Genomic DNA, 19,370 nt, shown 5'->3' on the forward strand with positions numbered 1-19,370 from the left:
CGATGCAAACCAACCTCGCGGACTTCATTCGTAATACGCCCGATGGCAACGAAGCGGACGCCATCCTGCGCAAATGCGTGCATTGCGGTTTTTGCACCGCCACCTGCCCAACCTACCAACTGCTTGGCGACGAGCTCGACGGCCCGCGCGGGCGCATCTATCTGATCAAGCAGATGGTCGAAGGCGCGCCGGTCACGCGCAGCACGCAGGTTCACCTCGATCGCTGCCTGACCTGCCGCAATTGCGAATCGACCTGCCCGTCGGGCGTGCAATATGGGCGGCTCGTCGAAATCGGCCGCAAGCTCACCGAAGAGAAAGTCACGCGTCCGCTCAATCAGCGGCTGATGCGGCGCCTGCTCGCGAGCGTGCTGCCGAACAGCGCGATCTTCACGCCGGCGATGCGGCTGGGTCAGCACGTGCGCGGCCTGCTGCCGAAGAAGCTGCGCGACAAGGTGCCCGCGCGCCAGCACCCGCTCGAATGGCCGAGCGCAAAACACGAACGCAAGGTGCTGATGCTGGCGGGCTGCGTGCAACCGTCGATGATGCCGAACGTCAACATCGCGACCGCGCGCGTGTTCGACGCGCTCGGCATCGAAACGCTGATCGCGCCCGACGCCGGCTGCTGCGGCGCGATCCGCCTGCACCTCGGCTACCACGACGAAGCGCTCGACGACCTGCGCGCGAACATCGACGCATGGTGGCCCTACGTCGAACAGGGCGTTGAAGCGATCGTGATGAACGCGTCGGGCTGCGGCGCGACGGTCAAGGAATACGCGCACCTGCTGCGCCTCGATCCGAACTATGCCGAGAAGGCGCGCCGCATCGTCGAATTGACGCGCGACGTCTCCGAGATCCTGCCCGAGTTCGAGGAACAGCTCGTCGCCATCACGCGCCGCCGCTCGGTACACACGGTCGCGTTTCATCCACCCTGCACGCTGCAGCATGGCCAGCAGATCCGCGGCAAGGTCGAGCAACTGCTCGGCGCGCTCGGCGTCGAAGTGCGCCTGCCCGCCGACAGCCATCTGTGCTGCGGCTCGGCCGGCACCTACTCGCTGCTGCAGCCGCGCATGTCGTACGCGCTGCGCGACCAGAAGCTCGAGCGTTTGCAGGCGCAGGAGCCGCAGGTGATCGTGTCGGCGAACGTCGGTTGCATCGCGCATCTGCAAAGCGGCACGTCGACGCCGGTCGCGCACTGGATCGAGCTGGTCGAGCACATGCTGTCCGTATAATCGGGGCATCGTCTTCGCTGAACACTGGTTCGTTCCATGTCCGATCTGCCTCACAATCTCGCCGACGTGCACGAGCGCATCGCCAGGGCCGCGCAAGCGGCCCACCGCGTCGCGCAGTCCGTGACGCTGCTCGCGGTCTCCAAAACGTTTCCCGCCGATGCCGTGCGCGCCGCTCATGCGGCCGGTCAGCGCGCATTCGGCGAGAACTACGTGCAGGAAGCGATCGACAAGATCCAGGCACTTGCCGATCTGCGCGCGTCGCTCGAATGGCATTTCATCGGGCCGCTGCAATCGAACAAGACGCGGCCCGTCGCCGAGCATTTCGACTGGGTACATTCGGTCGATCGGCTGAAGATCGCGCAACGGCTGTCGGAGCAGCGCCCGGACCACCTGCCGCCGCTCAACGTGTGCCTGCAGGTCAACGTCAGCGGTGAAGCGTCGAAGAGTGGCGTCGCCATCGCCGAGGCGGCCGCTATCGCGCAGCAGATCGCCGCGCTGCCGAAGCTGAAGCTGCGCGGACTGATGTCGATTCCCGAACCGGGCGGCGATCTCGCAGAACAACGCGCGCCGCATCGCCAATTGCGCGAGCTATTCGAGCGCTTGCGTAACGACCGGCTCGCGCTCGATACGCTGTCGATGGGCATGTCGGCCGATCTCGAAGCAGCCGTGCTCGAAGGCGCGACGATCGTGCGCGTCGGCACCGCGATCTTCGGCGCACGCAATTATTCGCGCTGAGCATTTCCACGGGCCTTGCGCGAACCTGGCTGCGCGAAGCCCTCACCGCATCTCATCTGAACCTACCCGGACCATCATGAAAATTGCGTTTATCGGCGGCGGCAACATGGCCGCGGCGTTGATCGGCGGCCTCATCAAGCGGGGCGTCGCGCCCGCGGACCTGTACGCGGTCGATCCGAACGAAGACGCGCGCCAGCGCAACGAGCAGCAATTCGGCATCCGCACCGGCGCGGCCGCCGACGTCACGCTCGCCGACTACGACGCGGTCGTGCTCGCGGTGAAGCCGCAGATCCTGAAGAGCGTCGCCGGGACGCTGGCGCCGCATCTGCGCGCGTCGCAACTCGTCGTCAGCATCGTCGCGGGCATTCGGATCGGCGACATGTCGCGCTGGCTCGCTGGCCACAACCGCATCGTGCGCGTGATGCCGAATACGCCGGCGCTGATCGGCAGGGGCGTCACGGGTCTCGTCGCCAGCGGCAGCGTCGACGAAGCGGGCCGCGCGCTCGCCTCGCAGGTGCTCGGCGCGGTCGGCGAAACCGTCTGGTTCGACGACGAAGCGAAGATCGACGCGGTCACCGCGATCTCGGGCAGCGGGCCGGCCTACGTGTTCTATTTCATCGAAGCGCTGCAGGAAGCCGCGCGCCAGCTCGGTATGGACGAAGCGCAGGGCCGCGCGCTGGCGGTCGCGACCTTCACGGGCGCCGCGCAACTCGCGGCCAATTCCGACGAGCCGCCGAGCGTGCTGCGCGAGCGCGTGACATCCAAAGGCGGCACGACCGCGGCAGCGCTCGCCTCGTTCGAAGCGAGCGGCATCAAGGACGCGATCGTGCGCGGCGCACTGGCCGCTGACGCGCGGGCGCGCGAGATGGGCGACGAGTTCGGCAAGCAGTAACGCGAACCGGCGTCGAAAAGAAACAGCGGAAACAGACACGCCGTAGCGCGACTGTCCTTCTTCTCATCAGGGCAGGCGCCTACGGCGTGTAGAAACGCAGCGGTCTGAAGCCAGAAAAGCGCGGACGCGAATTAAAACGAAGCCACCACATAATGCGCGGCGATCCCCGCGAACAACGCGCCGCCGAGCCAGTTGTTGTGACGGAACGCGGCAAAGCACGGCATGCGCTCGCGATGGCGGATCAGCGTGTAGTGATAGATCGCGCAACCCACCGCGACCGCCCAGCCGAGCCAGTACAGCGGACCAAACCCGAGCGTCACGCCGATGCCGACGTAAATCCCGAGCGTCACCGCATAGCACAGCATGACCGCGGCCACGTCGAAACGGCCGAACGTCAGCGCCGACGTCCGGATGCCGATCTTGATGTCGTCGTCGCGATCGACCATCGCGTATTCGGTGTCGTACGCAACGGCCCAGAAGATATTCGCGACCAGCATCGCCCACGCGAGCAGCGGCACGTGATCCTGCACAGCGGCGAACGCCATCGGAATACCGAAGCCGAACGCGATGCCCAGATACGCCTGCGGAATCGCGAAGAAGCGCTTCACGAACGGATACGTGCCCGCGACGAACAGCGCGACCACCGACAACTCCCTGGTCAATGCATTGAGCGGCTGAATCAGTAGAAACGCGACCAGCGACAGCACGGTTGCCAACACGACCGCTTCCCACGCATTGATCTTGCCGGACGTGATCGGCCGGTTCTCGGTGCGCTTCACGTGACGGTCGAAATCGCGGTCCGCGTAGTCGTTGATCGCGCAGCCGGCCGAGCGCATCAGCACCGTGCCGAGCGTGAAGATCACCAGCAATTGCCACGACGGATGACCGCCGGACGCGATCCACAGTGCGTTGAGCGTCGGCCACAGCAGCAGCAGGCTGCCGATCGGCTTGTCCATGCGCACGAGGCGCAGATACAGGGGAAGTCGGGCGAACATGGGACGAATTCGGTGAAGTGCGAACACGGTGCGCCTATTTTACGGGAAGCGCACGGCGGCCCAGGATTCGCGCGGCCGCGTATCGAAGTGCCACGCGCTCGAATCTGTGCGTCGTGCGGCAGCGGCGCAAAAAACAAAGCCTCCCGTGCAGGGAGGCTTGTGCGTTTTTAGCACGGCGCGCGCGATGCCGGCGCCGGCATCGGACTCGACTCGACCGGCTCAGCTGCGCCAAATCAGGCGAGCAGCGAGCGCAGCATCCATGCGGTCTTTTCGTGTGTCTGCATGCGTTGCGTGAGCAGGTCGGCGGTCGGCTCGTCGTTGGCGGCTTCCGTCGACGGGAAAATCGCGCGCGCGGTGCGCACCACGGCTTCCTGACCTTCGACCAGCTGACGGATCATGTCTTCCGCGGCCGGCACGCCGTCCGCTTCGGGGATCGACGACAGCTTCGCGAAATCCTTGTAGCTGCCCGGCGCATGCACGCCCAATGCACGGATGCGTTCGGCGATCGAGTCGACCGCGAGCGCGAGTTCGTTGTACTGCGTTTCGAACATCAGGTGCAGTGTATTGAACATCGGACCCGTGACGTTCCAGTGGAAGTTGTGGGTCTTCAGGTACAGCGTGTAGGTGTCGGCGAGCAGACGCGACAGCCCTTCGGCGATCTTCTTGCGATCTTTGTCGCTGATCCCGATGTTGACGTGCTGTACTGCTGCGGCGGCTTCTTTCTTGGCCATGATGACTCCTTTGAAGAGTGATACGAACCGGTCGGCAGATGACGGTCAGCGAAAACACGAATAAAACGTTCGACAGTGTAGCGTGAATGCCGCAAGGTTTCCGCAACGCGTGCCCGAGAGCCTTGCTGCGCAGCCATTCTGGCGGTACGGCGCTCAGCCGCCCAGCGCGTGTTGCAACGCCTGCGCGGCGATTACCGCAAAGCCGCTCGCGACGATCGCAAAGCCCAGCGCCTTGCGAAACATCAACGCCTGCCATTGCGCCTGCATGCTCGGCGCGGCGGCCCGACCGCCAATGCTCGCCATCATCATCCGAATCATGATCGTACTCCGGGTTCGTCTCGTGACGGACCGCAGCAATGCGCCGCGCCGTCGATGACTTTGCCAATGCTTTGCCACTGCTTTACCATCCGCCGCGTCTATGACGCCTAGCGGTTCCTGCCTTCCCGCAACGCGGCGAGCGCCGCGATCACACCCTCCGCGTAAGCCGGATCGGCGCGGCGGAAATGCTCGATCTGACGCGCAACGATCTCCTGCGGCACGCCGTCGATATGTCGCGCGATATTGCCGAACAGACGCTCACGTTGCGCGTCGTCGAACAGCGCGAACAACATGCGCGGCTGCGTGTAGTAGTCGTCGTCCTCGCGATGCTCGTAACGCGCGACCGCGCCCGCCGCGAGCGGCGGCTCGGACGCGTTCGCGTCCTGCACGAAGTCGCCGAAGCGATTCGGCTCGTAATTCACATTGCCGCCGCGATTGCCGTCGGTGCGCATCGCGCCATCGCGATGAAACGAATGCGGGTTCGGCACGCGCGGCGCATTCACCGGGATCTGGTGATGATTGATGCCGAGCCGGTAACGCTGCGTATCGCCGTACGAGAACAGCCGCCCCTGCAACAGACGGTCCGGCGAAAATCCGATGCCCGGCACCACGTTCGCCGGCGTGAACGCCGCCTGCTCGACGTCCGCGAAATAGTTCGCAGCGTTGCGATTCAGTTCGAGCGTGCCGACGTCGATCAACGGATAGTCCTTCTGCGACCACACCTTCGTGATGTCGAACGGATTGGAGCGGTAGTTCGCCGCATCCGCTTCCGGCATCACCTGAATTGCGAAGCGCCACTTCGGAAAGTTGCCCGCGTCGATGCTGTTCACCAGATCGCGCTGCGCGCTTTCGCGGTCATTGGCGACTACCTGCGCGGCATCGGCGTCGGTGAAGTTCTCGATGCCTTGCAGCGACTTGAAGTGGAACTTGACCCAGAAACGCTCGTTGCTCGCGTTGATGAACGAGTACGTGTGCGAGCCGAAGCCGTGCATCTGCCGGTAGTTCTTCGGAATGCCGCGATCGCTCATCAGAATCGTCACCTGATGCAGCGACTCCGGATGACTCGACCAGAAGTCCCACGCGGCGACGTTGCTGCGCAGATTCGTGTACGGATCACGCTTCTGCGTATGAATGAAGTCCGGAACCTTGAGCGGATCGCGAATGAAGAACACCGGCGTGTTGTTGCCGACCACGTCCCAGTTGCCTTCTTCGGTGTAGAACTTGATCGAGAAGCCGCGCACGTCGCGCTCGGCGTCGGCCGCGCCACGCTCGCCGGCCACCGTCGAAAAGCGCATGAACAGCGGCGTTTCCTGGCCGACCTGCGCGAATACCTTCGCCTTCGTGTAGCGCGAAATGTCGTGCGTCACCGTCAGCGTGCCGAACGCGCCCGAACCCTTCGCGTGAACGCGCCGCTCGGGAATCACTTCGCGATCGAAGTGCGCGAGCTTTTCGAGCAGCCAGACGTCCTGCAGCACCACGGGGCCACGCAGGCCGGCGGTCATCGAGTTCTGGTTATCGGCGACGGGCGCGCCGGCGGCATTGGTGAGCTTACGTTCGGACATGGGCACTCCTGGAAAAGCATGCGGCATCCGTGCGCGACGGACGCCGTCACGGGTAGGCACGTCAGGCGGCCAGCACCCGGTCGGCCAGCAACGACACGGCGACGTGGCCGGTTGCGCGGGAAAAGCGTGGATGGGCTGTGAAAGCGCGTGCATGGTGTTTTCCTCCTGGCTTGTCTCGCGCCCCGACTCGGAGTCCGGGCGCTAAGCCTTATCGAATAAAGGGATCGGGCGATCCGTGGAGGAAACTATAGCAACACCTATCGAATATTCGTATTTGATTAATTTAATCTATTCGATAGGGCTTGCGCCCTTTTTGCGGCAGGCCGCACCGGTGTCCGGCGCGGCTGCGGATGCTGGCGAGTCAGTTGACGGCGGCGGGCAGATCGAGCTTTTTGACGCCCGGCAGGTCGCACGCGGCGATTGCGTCACAGATCGCGTCGATCGCGGGCATGCGCGTGAAGCTCTTGCGCCATGCCAGCACGACGCGGCGATCGGGCACCGGCTCGTCGAACGCGACATAGCTGAGCAGGCCCGCGTCGATACCGCCCGCATGTGGCTTGACCTCGTACACCGACATGCGCGGCAGCACGGTAATGCCGACGCCGCTGGCGACCATATGACGAATCGTTTCGAGCGACGAGCCCTCGAAGGTCTTCTGGATGCCGTCGGCGTTCTGCGAAAAGCGCATCAGCTCGGGACACACGCCGAGCACGTGATCGCGGAAGCAGTGCCCGCTGCCGAGCAGCAGCATGGTTTCCTGCTTCAGGTCGTCGGGGTCGATCTTCGGGCGGCTTTCCCATGCGTGGCCGGACGGCAGCGCGACGACGAACGGCTCGTCGTACAGCGGACGCAGCATCAGCCCGGTTTCGGGAAACGGCAGCGCCATGATCGCCACGTCGATTTCGCCCTGCTTGAGCAGCTCGATCAGCTTCAGCGTGTAGTTTTCCTGCAGCATCAGCGGCATTTGCGGCACGCGCCGGATCATCTGCTTGACGAGCGTCGGCAGCAGGTACGGTCCGATGGTGTAGATCACGCCGAGGCGCAGCGGACCGAGCAGCGGGTCCTTGCCCTGCTTGGCGATTTCCTTGATCGCGAGCGTCTGCTCGAGCACGCGTTGCGCCTGCGTAACGATCTGTTCGCCGATCGGCGTCACGCTGACCTCGCTGGTTCCGCGCTCGAAAATCTGCACGTTCAGCTCGTCTTCGAGCTTCTTGATGGCGACGGACAGCGTGGGCTGGCTGACGAAACACGCTTCGGCGGCACGGCCGAAGTGCCGCTCGCGGGCCACCGCCACGATGTATTTCAATTCGGTGAGCGTCATTCGGGGATCAATCAGTCTGATGGATTCGATAGGTTCTAGTTATACACCTATAGGGTCGGTTCGCCAACTTTTTAGCCGTTGTGCTTGCGGCGGGGACGGCGCTCAGGCCTTCAGATACTGCTCGCGCGCGCCGAGCCAGCGCGCCAGATGCTGAATGACCACGTCCGGATATTGGTCGAGCAGCGTCGCGGCGGCTTCGCGCGCCGGCTCGATGAGGTGCTGATCGTTCTGCAGGTCGGCGAAACGCAGCATCGCGGCGCCTGACTGCCGCGCGCCGAGGAACTCGCCAGGCCCGCGGATTTCGAGGTCGCGGCGGGCGATCTCGAAGCCGTCGGTGGTTTCGCGCATCGTTTGCAGGCGCGCGCGGGCGGTCATCGACAGCGGTCCGGTGTAGAGCAGCACGCAGACCGACGCGGCGCTGCCGCGCCCCACGCGTCCGCGCAACTGATGCAGCTGCGCGAGACCGAAGCGCTCCGCATGCTCGATCACCATCAACGATGCGTTCGGCACGTCGACGCCGACTTCGATCACCGTGGTCGCGACCAGCAGCTGGATCTCGTTGCGCGAGAACGCGTCCATCACCGTGGCCTTTTCAGCGGGCGCGAGGCGCCCGTGCACCAGCCCGACCTTCAGCTCGGGCAGCGCGGCCACCAGTGTCTCGTAGGTCTCGACCGCGGTTTGCAACTGCAGGGTCTCGCTTTCCTCGATCAGCGGACACACCCAGTACACCTGGCGCCCCGTCAACGCCGCCTCGCGCACGCGGCCGATCACCTCTTCGCGGCGCGCGTCGGACACGAGCTTCGTGAGGATCGGGGTGCGGCCGGGCGGCAGTTCGTCGATCGTGGAGACGTCGAGGTCCGCGTAGTAGGTCATGGCGAGCGTGCGCGGAATCGGCGTCGCGGACATCATGAGTTGATGCGGCTGGAAGTCGGCCGCGCCGTCGGCGGCGCCCTGCGCCTTCGCGCGCAACGCGAGCCGTTGCGCGACGCCGAAGCGATGCTGCTCGTCGACGATCACGAGTCCGAGGCGCGCGAACTCGACCGCGTCCTGAATGATCGCGTGCGTGCCGATCACGAGTTGCGCGGTGCCGAGCGCGGCCGCTTCGATCGCGGCGCGCTTCTCCTTCGTCTTCAGACTGCCCGCGAGCCACGCGACACTCACGCCGAGCGGCTCGAGCCAGCCGCGCAATTTGCGCGCGTGCTGCTCGGCGAGAATTTCGGTCGGCGCCATCAGCGCGGCCTGGTAGCCGGCGTCGATCGCCTGCGCGGCGGCGAGCGCCGCGACGATCGTCTTGCCGCTGCCGACGTCGCCCTGCAACAGCCGCTGCATCGGATGCGGCTGCGTCAGGTCGAGCGCGATCTCGCCGCCGACGCGCTGCTGCGCGGCCGTCAGTGTAAATGGCAGCGCCTTCAGCAGCCGCGCGACCAGCGCCGATTCGTCGCCGAGCTTGCGGCGCGGCATGGCCGGCGCGGCGCGCGTGCGCCGCTCGTCGTGCGCGCGCTTCAGCGACATCTGCTGCGCGAGCAGCTCCTCGAACTTGATGCGCACCCAGGCCGGATGCGTGCCGTCGATCAGCGCCGTTTCGTCCGACTGCGGGCCCGGATGATGCAGCGTGCGCACCGCGTCCATCAGCGCCGGCACGCCGAGCGGTTCGAGAAACGCGCGCGCGACCGGCGCGGGCAGCAACTCCGGCAGCGACGTGCGCGCGAGCGCGTTGTCGATCGCCTTGCGCAGATACGCCTGCGACACGCCCGCGGTGCTCGGATAGACCGGCGTCAGCGCCTGCGGCAGCGGCGTGTCTTCGTCGACGACGCGCACGGTCGGATGCACCATCTCCATGCCGAAGAAGCCGCCCCGCACGTCGCCGCGCACGCGCAGGCGCGCGCCGGGCGCCATCTGCTTGACCTGCGAGCCGTAGAAATTCAGAAAGCGCAGCACGAGTTCGTCGCCGTCGGCGTCGCGCAGCTTCACGAGCAGCTGCCGGCGCGGGCGATAGGCGATCTCATTGTCGAACACGACGCCTTCGGTTTGCGCGATGCCGCCGGGCAGCAAGTGACCGATCGGCGTCAGCGTGGTTTCGTCTTCGTAGCGCATCGGCAGATGCAGCACGAGGTCGATGTCGCGTGTGAGGCCGAGTTTGGCGAGCTTGTCGGCGGTTTTGACCGGGGCTTTGGCGGCGGCTTTTGCCGCGCCTTTGGTTTTGGCGGCGGGTTTGTCGTCGCTCGCGTGGTCGGCGGCGAATTGATCCGGCGGGTCGCCCGCGTGGCCGCCGGGCTTGTCGCCGTCGCGCCCGAGATCGTGGCCAGCGGCCATCATGCCGCCTTGTGCGCCCGCTTGCGCCGCATCTCGCTCCCCCGCCTCCGCCCGCGCACCGCGGCGCCGCGGTTCAGCGCCCGCTTCGAGGGTGGCAACGGACGATCGGCGGTCGGACAAAGGCATAGGCTGCTTCGCAAGTACAATATCGGGTGCTGTCGAAAAGAAGTCGTGCCGCCCTTCGCGCGTCCTGCGTAGGCAGGATGCGGCACAAAGCGCGCGGGCCGCTTCGGCGTCCCGCCATCATAGCCGCCCGGCTCCGGCTTCGGCTCAATTCAGTCCCAAATCAGTCCCAACCCGCTTCCAGTCGTTCGCATGTTTACGCTTTCCGATTTCGATTTCGATCTGCCGCCCGAGCTGATCGCGCAAGTCGCGCTGCCCGAGCGCAGCGCAAGCCGTCTGCTCGACGTGGACGCCGCAGGCGCCGCCGACGGCGCCGCGCGCCTGATCGACCGCCGCTTCACCGAACTGCCCGAGTGCCTCGCGCCGGGCGATCTGCTCGTCTTCAACGATACCAAAGTGCTGAAGGCGCGCTTCTTCGGCCAGAAGTCGAGCGGCGGCAAGATCGAAGTGCTGGTCGAGCGCCTGACCGGCGAGCGCAGCGCGCTCGCGCAGATCCGGGCGAGCAAGAGCCCGCAGGCGGGCACGACGATCCGTCTCGCGGATGCGTTCGACGTCACCGTCGGCGAGCGCGTCGATCAGTTCTACACGCTGCATTTCCCCGACGACTGTCTGACGATGATCGAGCAGTACGGCCGTCTGCCGCTGCCGCCGTACATCGAGCACGACCCCGACGCGACCGACGAAACCCGCTATCAGACCGTATTCGCGCAGAACCCGGGCGCGGTCGCCGCGCCGACCGCCGGCCTGCACTTCGACGACACGCTGCTCGCCCGCCTCGACGCCCTCGGCATCGACCGCGCGACGCTGACGCTGCACGTCGGCGCGGGCACGTTTCAGCCGGTGCGCGTCGAAAACATCGCCGAGCACAAGATGCACAGCGAGTGGTATCACCTGCCGCAAGCGCTCGCGGACAAGATCGCCGCGACCAAAGCGCGCGGCAACCGGGTGATCGCGGTCGGCACGACCTCGCTGCGCGCGCTCGAAGCCGCCGCGCGCGACGCCGAAGCCGCCGGCCATCCGCTCGGCGCGGCGAGCGCGGAAACCGACATCTTCATCACGCCGGGCTACCGGTTCCGCGTGGTCGACCGGCTGGTCACGAACTTCCATTTGCCGAAATCTACGCTGCTGATGCTGGTGTCGGCGTTCGCGGGCGTCGAGACGATTCGCGCCGCGTACCGTCATGCGATCGACGAGCGCTATCGTTTTTTCAGCTACGGTGACGCGATGCTGCTCACGCGGCGCGATGCATGAGCCGGTTCGAGCACTGCTTCAGCGTATTGGCAGTTTTTCTAGCCGCCGCGATCCCTCGTGGCGGTTTTCATTGATTGCGCCGGACTGTTTTCCGGTCGCCCAGGAGTGATCCCCATGACCCTTGGTCATCCCTTGCAACAGCCTGCCCATGAGCGCCCGCAGAACGGCCTCAGATTCGAACTGCTCGGCACCGACGGCCTCGCGCGCCGCGGCCGCGTCACGCTCAATCACGGCGTGGTGGAGACGCCGATCTTCATGCCGGTCGGCACCTACGGCACCGTGAAGGCGGTCCAGCCGCGCGAGCTCGACGAAATGCACGCGCAGATCATCCTCGGCAATACGTTTCACCTGTGGCTGCGACCCGGCCTCGAAACCATCGAGGCGCACGGCGGCCTGCACGGCTTCATGGGCTGGAAGAAGCCGATCCTGACCGACTCGGGCGGCTTCCAGGTGTTCTCGCTCGGCGATCTGCGCAAGATCACCGAGGACGGCGTCACGTTCGCGTCGCCGATCAACGGCGACCGGCTGTTCCTGTCGCCGGAAGTGTCGATGCAGATCCAGAAGGTGCTGAACTCGGACATCGTGATGCAGTTCGACGAATGCACGCCGTACGCGACCAACAACATCCCGACCTCGCACAAGGAAGCCGCCGAATCGATGCGCATGTCGATGCGCTGGGCGCAACGCTCGATCGACGAATTCGAGCGCCTCGGCAATCCGAATGCGCTGTTCGGCATCGTGCAGGGCGGCATGTTCGAGGATCTGCGCGACGAGTCGCTCGCCGGCCTCGCGCAGAAGAACTTCCACGGCCTCGCGATCGGCGGTCTGTCGGTTGGCGAGCCGAAGGAAGACATGATGCGGATCCTGAACCACATCGGCCCGAAGCTGCCGGCCGACAAGCCGCACTACCTGATGGGCGTCGGCACGCCGGAAGACCTGGTGGCCGGCGTCGCGGCCGGCGTCGACATGTTCGACTGCGTGATGCCCACGCGCAACGCGCGCAACGGCTGGCTCTTCACGCGTTTCGGCGACATCAAGATCCGCAACGCGACGCACAGGAACTCGCTGCGCCCGCTCGACGAGCAATGCGGCTGCTACACCTGCCGCAACTTCACGCGCGGCTATCTGCACCACCTGCATCGCGTCGGCGAAATTCTCGGCGCGCAGCTGAACACGATCCACAACCTGCATTACTACCTGGAACTGATGCAGGAAATGCGCGATGCGATCGAGGCGAAACTGTTCGAGACATTCCGCAAGCGTTTCCACGAAGACCGCGCGCGCGGCGTCGAACCGTCGTCCTGACGGCCCGCCACATGGATTGCGCATGCCGCACGCGGACAACTTACAATTTACTTTCGCCGGCCGCTGAATTTGCCCCGAATCGGACCTTTAAACGGTTGATCGCAAAGCCAATTCGCCGCGCCGGCGCGCGTGTGGCCGGTGGTAGAATAATCGGCTGATTTTTTTGATCGTTTGACTGATAACGGAGAGACCAACGTGTCGTTCATTTCCAATGCCTTCGCGCAAGGCGCAGCAGCAGGTGGTATCGAATCGAACCTGATGAGCTTCCTGCCGCTGATCCTGATGTTCGGCGTACTGTACTTCATCATGATTCGCCCGCAAATGAAGCGTCAGAAGGAACATCGCAACATGCTCGCAGCGATGGCCAGGGGCGATGAAGTCGTGACGAACGGCGGTATCGTCGGCAAGGTGACGAAGGTGGGCGAAGCCTACGTCGGCATCGAAATCTCGGAAGGCACGGAAGTCACCGTGCAAAAGGCGTCGGTCACGACAATTCTCCCGAAGGGCACGATCAAGTCGCTGTAAGGCCTGCACTCCCCGCGTCCGGTGCGGCCTCGCCGGCGGTTCAGGCAGTTCGCTGAACGGCCCGCGCTCATCGCCGGACGCATCGCATCCAAGCCAACCTTCCCGTTGGACCACTCATGAATCGCTACCCCCTCTGGAAATACGCCGTGATGCTGGTGGCTCTGGTCATCGGCCTCGTGTACACGCTGCCCAATCTGTACGGCGAAGCGCCGGCGGTGCAGGTGTCGAGCGGCAAGGCCACGGTCAGACTCGACGCCGCCACGCTAGCGTCGATCGAAGCCGCGCTCGCGGCCAATCACATCAAGCCGACCGCAATCACGTTCGACAACTCGCAGAACAACGCGAACATCCGCGTGCGCCTGACGAACACGGACACGCAGTTGCGCGTGAAAGACCTGCTGCAGAAGTCGCTCAATAGCGACCCGAACGATCCGCAGTACGTCGTCGCACTGAACCTGCAAAGCGCGTCGCCGACCTGGATGACCGCGCTGCGCGCGCTGCCGATGTACCTCGGTCTCGACCTGCGCGGCGGTGTGCACTTCCTGCTGCAGGTCGACATGGCCGGCGCGCTGAACAAGAAGCTCGACTCGGACGCCTCGGACGTGCGCACGCTCCTGCGCGACAACAACGTGCGCGACGGCGGCGTGAATCGCGTGAACCAGTCGGTGGTGGTGAATCTGGCCGACCAGGCCACGGCGGACGCGGCACTCAAGCTGCTCAGCCGCAGCGTCAGCGAACTTCAGTGGGCGTCGCAGCCGAACACCGGGGCGGACGGCGGCGTGCAGCTCGTCGGCACCTTTACGCCGGCCGTGCAGCGCGAGGTGCAGGAGGCCGCGCTCAAGCAGAACATCACGACGCTGCATAACCGCGTGAACGAACTCGGCGTGGCCGAGCCGGTGATCCAGCAACAGGGCACGGACCGCATCGTCGTCGAGCTGCCGGGCGTGCAGGACACCGCGAAGGCGAAGGACATCATCGGCCGTACGGCGACGCTCGAAGCGCGCCTCGCCGATCCGGTCAACACGCATCCGAACCCGAACGAGCCGGTGCCGCCGGGCGATGAACTCTTCACGCAAGGCAACCAGACGCCGGTGCTGCTGCGCAAGCAGGTGATCTTCACCGGCGACCGCATCATCGACGCGTCGGCGGGCTTCGACGAGCATCAGCGTCCGACGGTCAATATCCGTCTCGACTCGGCCGGCGGCCGCGCGGTGCGCGCGGTATCGCGTGACAACATCGGCAAGCCAATGGCGATGGTGCTGTTCGAGCACGGCAAGGGCGAAGTGCTGACCGTCGCGACGATTCAGTCGGAACTGGGCGACCGCTTCCAGATCACCGGCCAGCCGACCCCGCAAGCGGCCGCCGACCTCGCGCTGCTGCTGCGCGCCGGTTCGCTCGCCGCGCCGATGGAAATCATCGAGGAACGCACGATCGGCCCGAGCCTCGGCGCCGACAACATCAAGAAGGGCTTCCACTCGGTCGTGTGGGGCTTCGCGGCCATCGCCGTATTCATGAGCGCGTACTACATGCTGTTCGGCGTGATCTCGATGATCGGCCTTTCCGTGAACCTGCTGCTGCTGGTCGCGGTCCTGTCGATGCTGCAGGCCACGCTCACGCTGCCGGGTATCGCCGCTATCGCGCTCGCGCTCGGTATGGCGATCGACGCGAACGTGCTGATCAACGAGCGCGTGCGCGAGGAACTGCGCCACGGCGCGCCGCCGCAACTGGCCATCCAGAACGGCTACGCGCATGCATGGGCGACGATTCTCGACTCGAACGTGACCACGCTGATCGCCGGCCTCGCGCTGCTCGCGTTCGGCTCCGGTCCGGTGCGCGGCTTCGCGATCGTCCACTGTATCGGCATTCTGACGTCGATGTTCTCGGCGGTGTTCTTCTCGCGCGGCCTGGTCAACTTCTGGTACGGCGGCAAGAAGAAGCTGAAGTCGCTGTCGATCGGCCAGGTGTGGCGTCCGCAAACGGCGGCGGCAGGCTCGGCCGCGTATGCCGGCAACACCCTCGGCGGCAGCGACGCCGCGACCGACACCGCGCAGGCCATCGCCACGGCGAAGGCGAAGGCGAAAGCGAAGGCAAGCTCGAAGGCACCGGCCGCGGCCGGCGCGCAGGGTCGCTCGAAACCGACCGTGCGTCGCCGCAATGCGCCGGGCACGCCGACGTCGAATGACTCGACGCGGCAAAAACCGGGTTCATCCCGCTGAGTCCCGGAGAACAAGACCATGGAATTTTTCCGTTTCCGTAAAGACATTCCGTTCATGCAGCGCGCGTTGATCTTCAACGCGATCTCGCTGATCACCTTCCTCGCCGCCGTGTTCTTCCTCGTGCATCGCGGGCTGCATCTGTCGGTGGAATTCACCGGCGGTACCGTGATCGAGGTGCAGTATCCGGGCGCGGTGCCGCTCGACCCGGTGCGTAACACGCTCGGCAAGCTCGGCTATGCCGACGCGCAGGTGCAGAACTTCGGCACCTCGCGCGACGTACTGATCCGTCTGCCGCTGAAGACGGGCTACACGTCCGCGCAGCAGAGCGACCAGGTGATGGGCGCGCTGAAGGCCGACACGCCGGAAGTGCAGTTGCAGCGCGTCGAGTTCGTCGGTCCGCAGGTCGGCAAGGAGCTCGCCACCGACGGTCTGCTTGCACTCGCCTGCGTGGTGGCCGGCATCGTGATCTACCTGTCGTTCCGCTTCGAATGGAAGTACGCGATCGCCGGCGTGATCGCCAACCTGCACGACGTCGTCATCATTCTCGGCTTCTTCGCGTTCTTCCAGTGGGAGTTCTCGCTGTCGGTGCTGGCCGCGGTGCTCGCGGTGCTCGGCTATTCGGTCAACGAGTCGGTCGTTATCTTCGACCGGATTCGCGAAACCTTCCGCCGCGAACGCAAGATGACCGTGATCGAAGTGATCAACCACGCAATCACCAGCACGATGTCGCGAACCGTCATCACGCACGGCTGTACGCAGATGATGGTGCTGTCGATGTTCCTGTTCGGCGGCCCGACGCTGCACTACTTCGCGCTCGCGCTGACGGTCGGTATTCTGTTCGGTATCTACTCGTCGGTGTTCGTCGCCGCGGCTCTTGCCATGTGGTTCGGCGTCAAGCGCGAAGACCTGATCAAGGACAAGAAGGAACGCGTCGATCCGGACGATCCGAACGCGGGCGCCCAGGTTTGATGCGCGCGTAACCGCTGAGGATGCGCACAATAAAAAAGGCCGGTTCTGTCGAACCGGCCTTTTGCGTTTGCGGACGCCGTCGTTACCGCCTCGTTCCTAGCGGAACCCCAGCTTGCGCCGTGCGCCGATCAGCGCCGCGATGCTCAGCAGCGCGGCAAACATCACGTAGTAGCTCGGCGCTGCCTTCGAACCGGTCGCGCTGATCAGCCACGCGATGATGAACGGCCCGAAGCCGCCGAAGATCGTCACCGCGATGTTATACGCGAGCGACATGCCGGTCGTGCGCGTCTGCACCGGGAATATCTCCGACAGCAGTCCCGGCGTCGCGCCGAAGTAGCCGCTGACGAGAAAACCGAACACGATCTGCCAGACGATCAGCGTGCCGAAGCTCGGATGCGCGATCAGGAACGCGAACGCCGGATAGACGAGCACGAACAGCAGCACGGCCGCGCCCAGCATGATGCGTGTGCGTCCATGCAGGTCCGACCAATGCCCGGCCACCGGCGAGAACACCATCTGGATCAGACCCGTCACCGCGATCGCCGAGAACGCGACCGACGGCGCGAGCCCCAGTTGCCGCACGCCATAGGTCGGCATGAACAGCATCAGATACGCGGACACGGTCCCGAGGATCACCACGCCCATCGCGATCACGAGCCGCAGCTTCTGCGTCGCGAACGTATCGCGCAGCGGCGTCTGCGTCGTTTCGGCGGCGAGGAATTCGGGCGTCTCGTCGAGCCTGGTGCGGATGTAGAACGCAACGGGCCCGATCAGCAGACCGAAGAAGAACGGCACGCGCCAGCCCCACGATGCCATCTGTTGCGGCGACAGCTGGCCGGTCAGCAACGCGCCGAAACCGGCCGCGAGCAGCGTCGTCAGACCCTGGCTCGCCATCTGCCAGCTCGCGTAGAAGCCGCGCCGGCCGGGCACGTGCTCGGCGAGAAACGCAGTCGCGCTGCCGAATTCGCCGCCGGCCGAGAAGCCTTGCATCAGCCGCGCGAGCACGAGGATCAGCGGCGCGGCGAGACCGATGCTCTGGTAGGTCGGCAAAATTGCGATGATCAGCGTGCCGCTCATCATCAGCAGGATGGAAAGCGTGAGCGCCCCCTTGCGCCCGGCGCGGTCCGAGTACGCGCCGATCACGATCGCGCCGAGCGGCCGCATGAAGAATGACACGCCGAACGTGCCGAGCGTGAGCAGCAGCGATACGGTCTCGTTGCCGACCGGAAAAAACAGCTTGGAGATGGTCACGGCGAAAAAGCCGTACACCACGAGATCGAACCATTCGAGCGCGTTGCCGATCGAGGCGGCCACCACCGCGCGCCACGAATTCTGCCGGCCTCCCGCGACGCTTGCTGCTGTCGTTGCATTCATCCAGATCTCCTGTACTGCGCGAAATATTTATCGACACGAACGCATAACGTCCGCCCAGGCCATCCCGGCAACGCGCAGCACCGGCATGACTGCTTGCGCTCTATTTAACTGAAAAAATAAAGGCGATGCGAGCGACAAATGGCCGAGGCGCGCCACCATGGCCGAGGCGTTTGCAACGGGCGACAAAAAACCGCTTCGTCGGTGAACGACCAAAGCGGTTTTCGTATTGCAGCGCAGCGCGGATCGAATCGCAACAGCGGCGCGCCTACTGCTGCTTAATACCTTCCGACTGGATATGCAGGCGCGTCTGCATGCTGAAGCCGTACTTCGCGCCGAAGTCCATGCCGTAATCGGCGCGATTGAATTCGGTGCTCGCCTCGACGCCGCAGACTTCGCGCTTGAGGACCGGGTGCTGCATGCACTTGAACGAATCGATCTTCAGATTCACCGGCTTCGTGATGCCGCGAATCGTCAGCGTGCCGATCACCTCGACGGGCTTGTCGCCGTCGAACTTGATCTCGGTGCCCTTGTAGGTCACGGTCGGATACTTCTCGACGTCGAAGAACTCGGCGGCCCTCAGGTGATCGTCGAGCTTCGGGTTACCGGTCTGAACCGAAGCGGGATCGACGGTGACGTCGACGGTGCCGGTTTTGGCCGCGCGATCGAGCGTCACCGTTCCCGTGGTCTTCGTGAATTTGCCGCGCCAGATCGACAGACCGCCAAAGTGGTCGGCCTCGAAGCTCGGAAACGTATGCATCGGATCAAGCAGATAGGTATCGGCGGCGAAGGCGCCGAGCGACAGCGACGAAGCCAGCGCGCCAATAGCGATCAATATGGACGTTTTCAATTCGTGCTCCTGTTTTGCGTTGAAAATCGCGGTGCAACCTGCGGTGGGAAAGCGGCCGCGCCCCACGTGGCGCGGCGGACCTCGCGAGCGCCGTGCGCGTTACTTGCGCGCGGCGACGATATGAAACTTGATCACGACCTCGTCGGCGACGACCGATGTGTCCTTCCATTCGCCGGTGCCGATGTCGAACTGCGAGCGCTTGATCGGCAGCGCGCCGTCGAAGGTCTGCATCGCGCCCTGCTGGCCGACGGTGACCGGCACCACGACCGTCTCCGACTTGCCCTTGATGGTCAGCTTACCGGTCACCTTGAACTGGCTGCCGCCGGCCGGCGCGATCGCGCTCGACACGAACGTCGCGCTCGGAAAGGTCTTCGCGTCGAACCATTCCTTGCCGCGCACCTGCTCGTTGTAGCTCTCGTCGCCGAGATCGTAGCTGGCGACGTCGATGTTGAGCTGCGCGCTGCCGGCCGTCGGTTTGGCCGGATCGAAGCTGACCTGCGCCGTAAACTTGTTGAACTTGCCTTCGACCGGCACGTTCATCTGCTTCGAGGTAGCCGTCACCGAACTCTTCGCGACGTCGACCTGCGCGAGCGCCGCGCCCGCGGCGCTCAGCGACGCCGCTGCGAACGCGGCCAGCATGTAGCGATAAAACGAACCCTTCATG

Annotated in this window: 17 protein-coding genes; 8 read left to right on the forward strand and 9 right to left on the reverse strand. The window is 64.9% G+C overall.

Translation table 11 applies throughout. From position 1 onward, the window contains the following. Positions 1–2 precede the first annotated feature (2 nt). The 3 genes from glcF to proC all read left to right on the forward strand — a co-directional run bounded on the left by glcF (position 3) and on the right by proC (position 2,856). Positions 3–1,229: a glycolate oxidase subunit GlcF gene (glcF, locus tag OKW38_RS16545; RefSeq protein ID WP_187611123.1), complete on the forward strand. Its 1,227-nt coding sequence runs from the start codon at positions 3–5 to the stop codon at positions 1,227–1,229. Positions 1,230–1,265: 36 nt separating this feature from the next. Next, positions 1,266–1,964 (forward strand): YggS family pyridoxal phosphate-dependent enzyme, encoded by a 699-nt coding sequence (locus OKW38_RS16550; RefSeq protein ID WP_429362351.1) that lies wholly within the window; start codon positions 1,266–1,268, stop codon positions 1,962–1,964. Between the two features lie 76 nt (positions 1,965–2,040). Further along, on the forward strand, positions 2,041–2,856 hold the full coding sequence (proC, locus tag OKW38_RS16555) for a pyrroline-5-carboxylate reductase (RefSeq protein ID WP_184055565.1): 816 nt from the start codon (positions 2,041–2,043) through the stop codon (positions 2,854–2,856). Between the two features lie 131 nt (positions 2,857–2,987). On the opposite strand, the gene ubiA is transcribed toward proC, so the two are convergent. The 6 genes from ubiA to recG form a co-directional block, all read right to left on the reverse strand. Then, complete coding sequence (gene ubiA / locus OKW38_RS16560) at positions 2,988–3,851, reverse strand: 4-hydroxybenzoate octaprenyltransferase (protein ID WP_429362353.1); 864 nt, start codon at positions 3,849–3,851, stop codon at positions 2,988–2,990. Positions 3,852–4,084: 233 nt separating this feature from the next. Continuing rightward, complete coding sequence (locus OKW38_RS16565; RefSeq protein WP_184034504.1) at positions 4,085–4,582, reverse strand: Dps family protein; 498 nt, start codon at positions 4,580–4,582, stop codon at positions 4,085–4,087. 153 nt (positions 4,583–4,735) lie between these two features. Next, complete coding sequence (locus tag OKW38_RS16570) at positions 4,736–4,900, reverse strand: hypothetical protein (protein ID WP_184034506.1); 165 nt, start codon at positions 4,898–4,900, stop codon at positions 4,736–4,738. A 107-nt stretch (positions 4,901–5,007) separates the two neighbouring features. Beyond that, complete coding sequence (locus tag OKW38_RS16575) at positions 5,008–6,462, reverse strand: catalase (RefSeq protein WP_429362355.1); 1,455 nt, start codon at positions 6,460–6,462, stop codon at positions 5,008–5,010. A 361-nt stretch (positions 6,463–6,823) separates the two neighbouring features. After that, entirely contained in the window at positions 6,824–7,783 is a 960-nt protein-coding gene (locus tag OKW38_RS16580) for a LysR substrate-binding domain-containing protein (RefSeq protein ID WP_090803085.1), read from the reverse strand. A 102-nt stretch (positions 7,784–7,885) separates the two neighbouring features. Beyond that, the gene (recG, locus tag OKW38_RS16585) at positions 7,886–10,222 is read right to left on the reverse strand and encodes an ATP-dependent DNA helicase RecG (protein WP_429362357.1); all 2,337 of its coding nucleotides are present in this window, start codon (positions 10,220–10,222) and stop codon (positions 7,886–7,888) included. Positions 10,223–10,411: 189 nt separating this feature from the next. Here recG and queA point away from each other — a divergent pair, with 189 nt between their 5' ends. The 5 genes from queA to secF all read left to right on the forward strand — a co-directional run bounded on the left by queA (position 10,412) and on the right by secF (position 16,485). Further along, positions 10,412–11,470: a tRNA preQ1(34) S-adenosylmethionine ribosyltransferase-isomerase QueA gene (queA, locus tag OKW38_RS16590; protein WP_429362359.1), complete on the forward strand. Its 1,059-nt coding sequence runs from the start codon at positions 10,412–10,414 to the stop codon at positions 11,468–11,470. A gap of 114 nt (positions 11,471–11,584) precedes the next feature. Beyond that, positions 11,585–12,775, forward strand: coding sequence for a tRNA guanosine(34) transglycosylase Tgt (tgt, locus tag OKW38_RS16595; RefSeq protein WP_429362361.1), 1,191 nt, complete (start codon positions 11,585–11,587; stop codon positions 12,773–12,775). 195 nt (positions 12,776–12,970) lie between these two features. Next, complete coding sequence (gene yajC, locus OKW38_RS16600) at positions 12,971–13,300, forward strand: preprotein translocase subunit YajC (RefSeq protein WP_184034524.1); 330 nt, start codon at positions 12,971–12,973, stop codon at positions 13,298–13,300. Between the two features lie 116 nt (positions 13,301–13,416). Continuing rightward, on the forward strand, positions 13,417–15,516 hold the full coding sequence (gene secD / locus OKW38_RS16605; RefSeq protein WP_090803076.1) for a protein translocase subunit SecD: 2,100 nt from the start codon (positions 13,417–13,419) through the stop codon (positions 15,514–15,516). 18 nt (positions 15,517–15,534) lie between these two features. Beyond that, the gene (gene secF / locus OKW38_RS16610; RefSeq protein ID WP_090803074.1) at positions 15,535–16,485 is read left to right on the forward strand and encodes a protein translocase subunit SecF; all 951 of its coding nucleotides are present in this window, start codon (positions 15,535–15,537) and stop codon (positions 16,483–16,485) included. 96 nt (positions 16,486–16,581) lie between these two features. Here secF and OKW38_RS16615 read toward each other — a convergent pair whose 3' ends face one another. The 3 genes from OKW38_RS16615 to OKW38_RS16625 all read right to left on the reverse strand — a co-directional run bounded on the left by OKW38_RS16615 (position 16,582) and on the right by OKW38_RS16625 (position 19,369). After that, complete coding sequence (locus tag OKW38_RS16615) at positions 16,582–17,859, reverse strand: MFS transporter (RefSeq protein ID WP_429362362.1); 1,278 nt, start codon at positions 17,857–17,859, stop codon at positions 16,582–16,584. A 265-nt stretch (positions 17,860–18,124) separates the two neighbouring features. Continuing rightward, positions 18,125–18,694: a YceI family protein gene (locus tag OKW38_RS16620; protein ID WP_429336610.1), complete on the reverse strand. Its 570-nt coding sequence runs from the start codon at positions 18,692–18,694 to the stop codon at positions 18,125–18,127. 111 nt (positions 18,695–18,805) lie between these two features. Further along, positions 18,806–19,369: a YceI family protein gene (locus OKW38_RS16625; RefSeq protein WP_187618936.1), complete on the reverse strand. Its 564-nt coding sequence runs from the start codon at positions 19,367–19,369 to the stop codon at positions 18,806–18,808. Position 19,370 lies beyond the last annotated feature (1 nt).

It is taken from the genome of Paraburkholderia sp. MM5496-R1 (assembly GCF_050436205.1).
Taxonomy (GTDB): domain Bacteria; phylum Pseudomonadota; class Gammaproteobacteria; order Burkholderiales; family Burkholderiaceae; genus Paraburkholderia; species Paraburkholderia tuberum.

Bases quoted from the DNA above. Each gene is read 5' to 3' on its own strand.
- glcF (WP_187611123.1), top strand. From the start codon at position 3: ATGCAAACCAACCTCGCGGACTTCATTCGTAATACGCCCGATGGCAAC.
- OKW38_RS16550 (WP_429362351.1), top strand. From the start codon at position 1,266: ATGTCCGATCTGCCTCACAATCTCGCCGACGTGCACGAGCGCATCGCC.
- proC (WP_184055565.1), top strand. From the start codon at position 2,041: ATGAAAATTGCGTTTATCGGCGGCGGCAACATGGCCGCGGCGTTGATC.
- ubiA (WP_429362353.1), bottom strand. From the start codon at position 3,851: ATGTTCGCCCGACTTCCCCTGTATCTGCGCCTCGTGCGCATGGACAAG.
- OKW38_RS16565 (WP_184034504.1), bottom strand. From the start codon at position 4,582: ATGGCCAAGAAAGAAGCCGCCGCAGCAGTACAGCACGTCAACATCGGG.
- OKW38_RS16570 (WP_184034506.1), bottom strand. From the start codon at position 4,900: ATGATTCGGATGATGATGGCGAGCATTGGCGGTCGGGCCGCCGCGCCG.
- OKW38_RS16575 (WP_429362355.1), bottom strand. From the start codon at position 6,462: ATGTCCGAACGTAAGCTCACCAATGCCGCCGGCGCGCCCGTCGCCGAT.
- OKW38_RS16580 (WP_090803085.1), bottom strand. From the start codon at position 7,783: ATGACGCTCACCGAATTGAAATACATCGTGGCGGTGGCCCGCGAGCGG.
- recG (WP_429362357.1), bottom strand. From the start codon at position 10,222: ATGCCTTTGTCCGACCGCCGATCGTCCGTTGCCACCCTCGAAGCGGGC.
- queA (WP_429362359.1), top strand. From the start codon at position 10,412: ATGTTTACGCTTTCCGATTTCGATTTCGATCTGCCGCCCGAGCTGATC.
- tgt (WP_429362361.1), top strand. From the start codon at position 11,585: ATGACCCTTGGTCATCCCTTGCAACAGCCTGCCCATGAGCGCCCGCAG.
- secD (WP_090803076.1), top strand. From the start codon at position 13,417: ATGAATCGCTACCCCCTCTGGAAATACGCCGTGATGCTGGTGGCTCTG.
- secF (WP_090803074.1), top strand. From the start codon at position 15,535: ATGGAATTTTTCCGTTTCCGTAAAGACATTCCGTTCATGCAGCGCGCG.
- OKW38_RS16615 (WP_429362362.1), bottom strand. From the start codon at position 17,859: ATGAATGCAACGACAGCAGCAAGCGTCGCGGGAGGCCGGCAGAATTCG.
- OKW38_RS16625 (WP_187618936.1), bottom strand. From the start codon at position 19,369: ATGAAGGGTTCGTTTTATCGCTACATGCTGGCCGCGTTCGCAGCGGCG.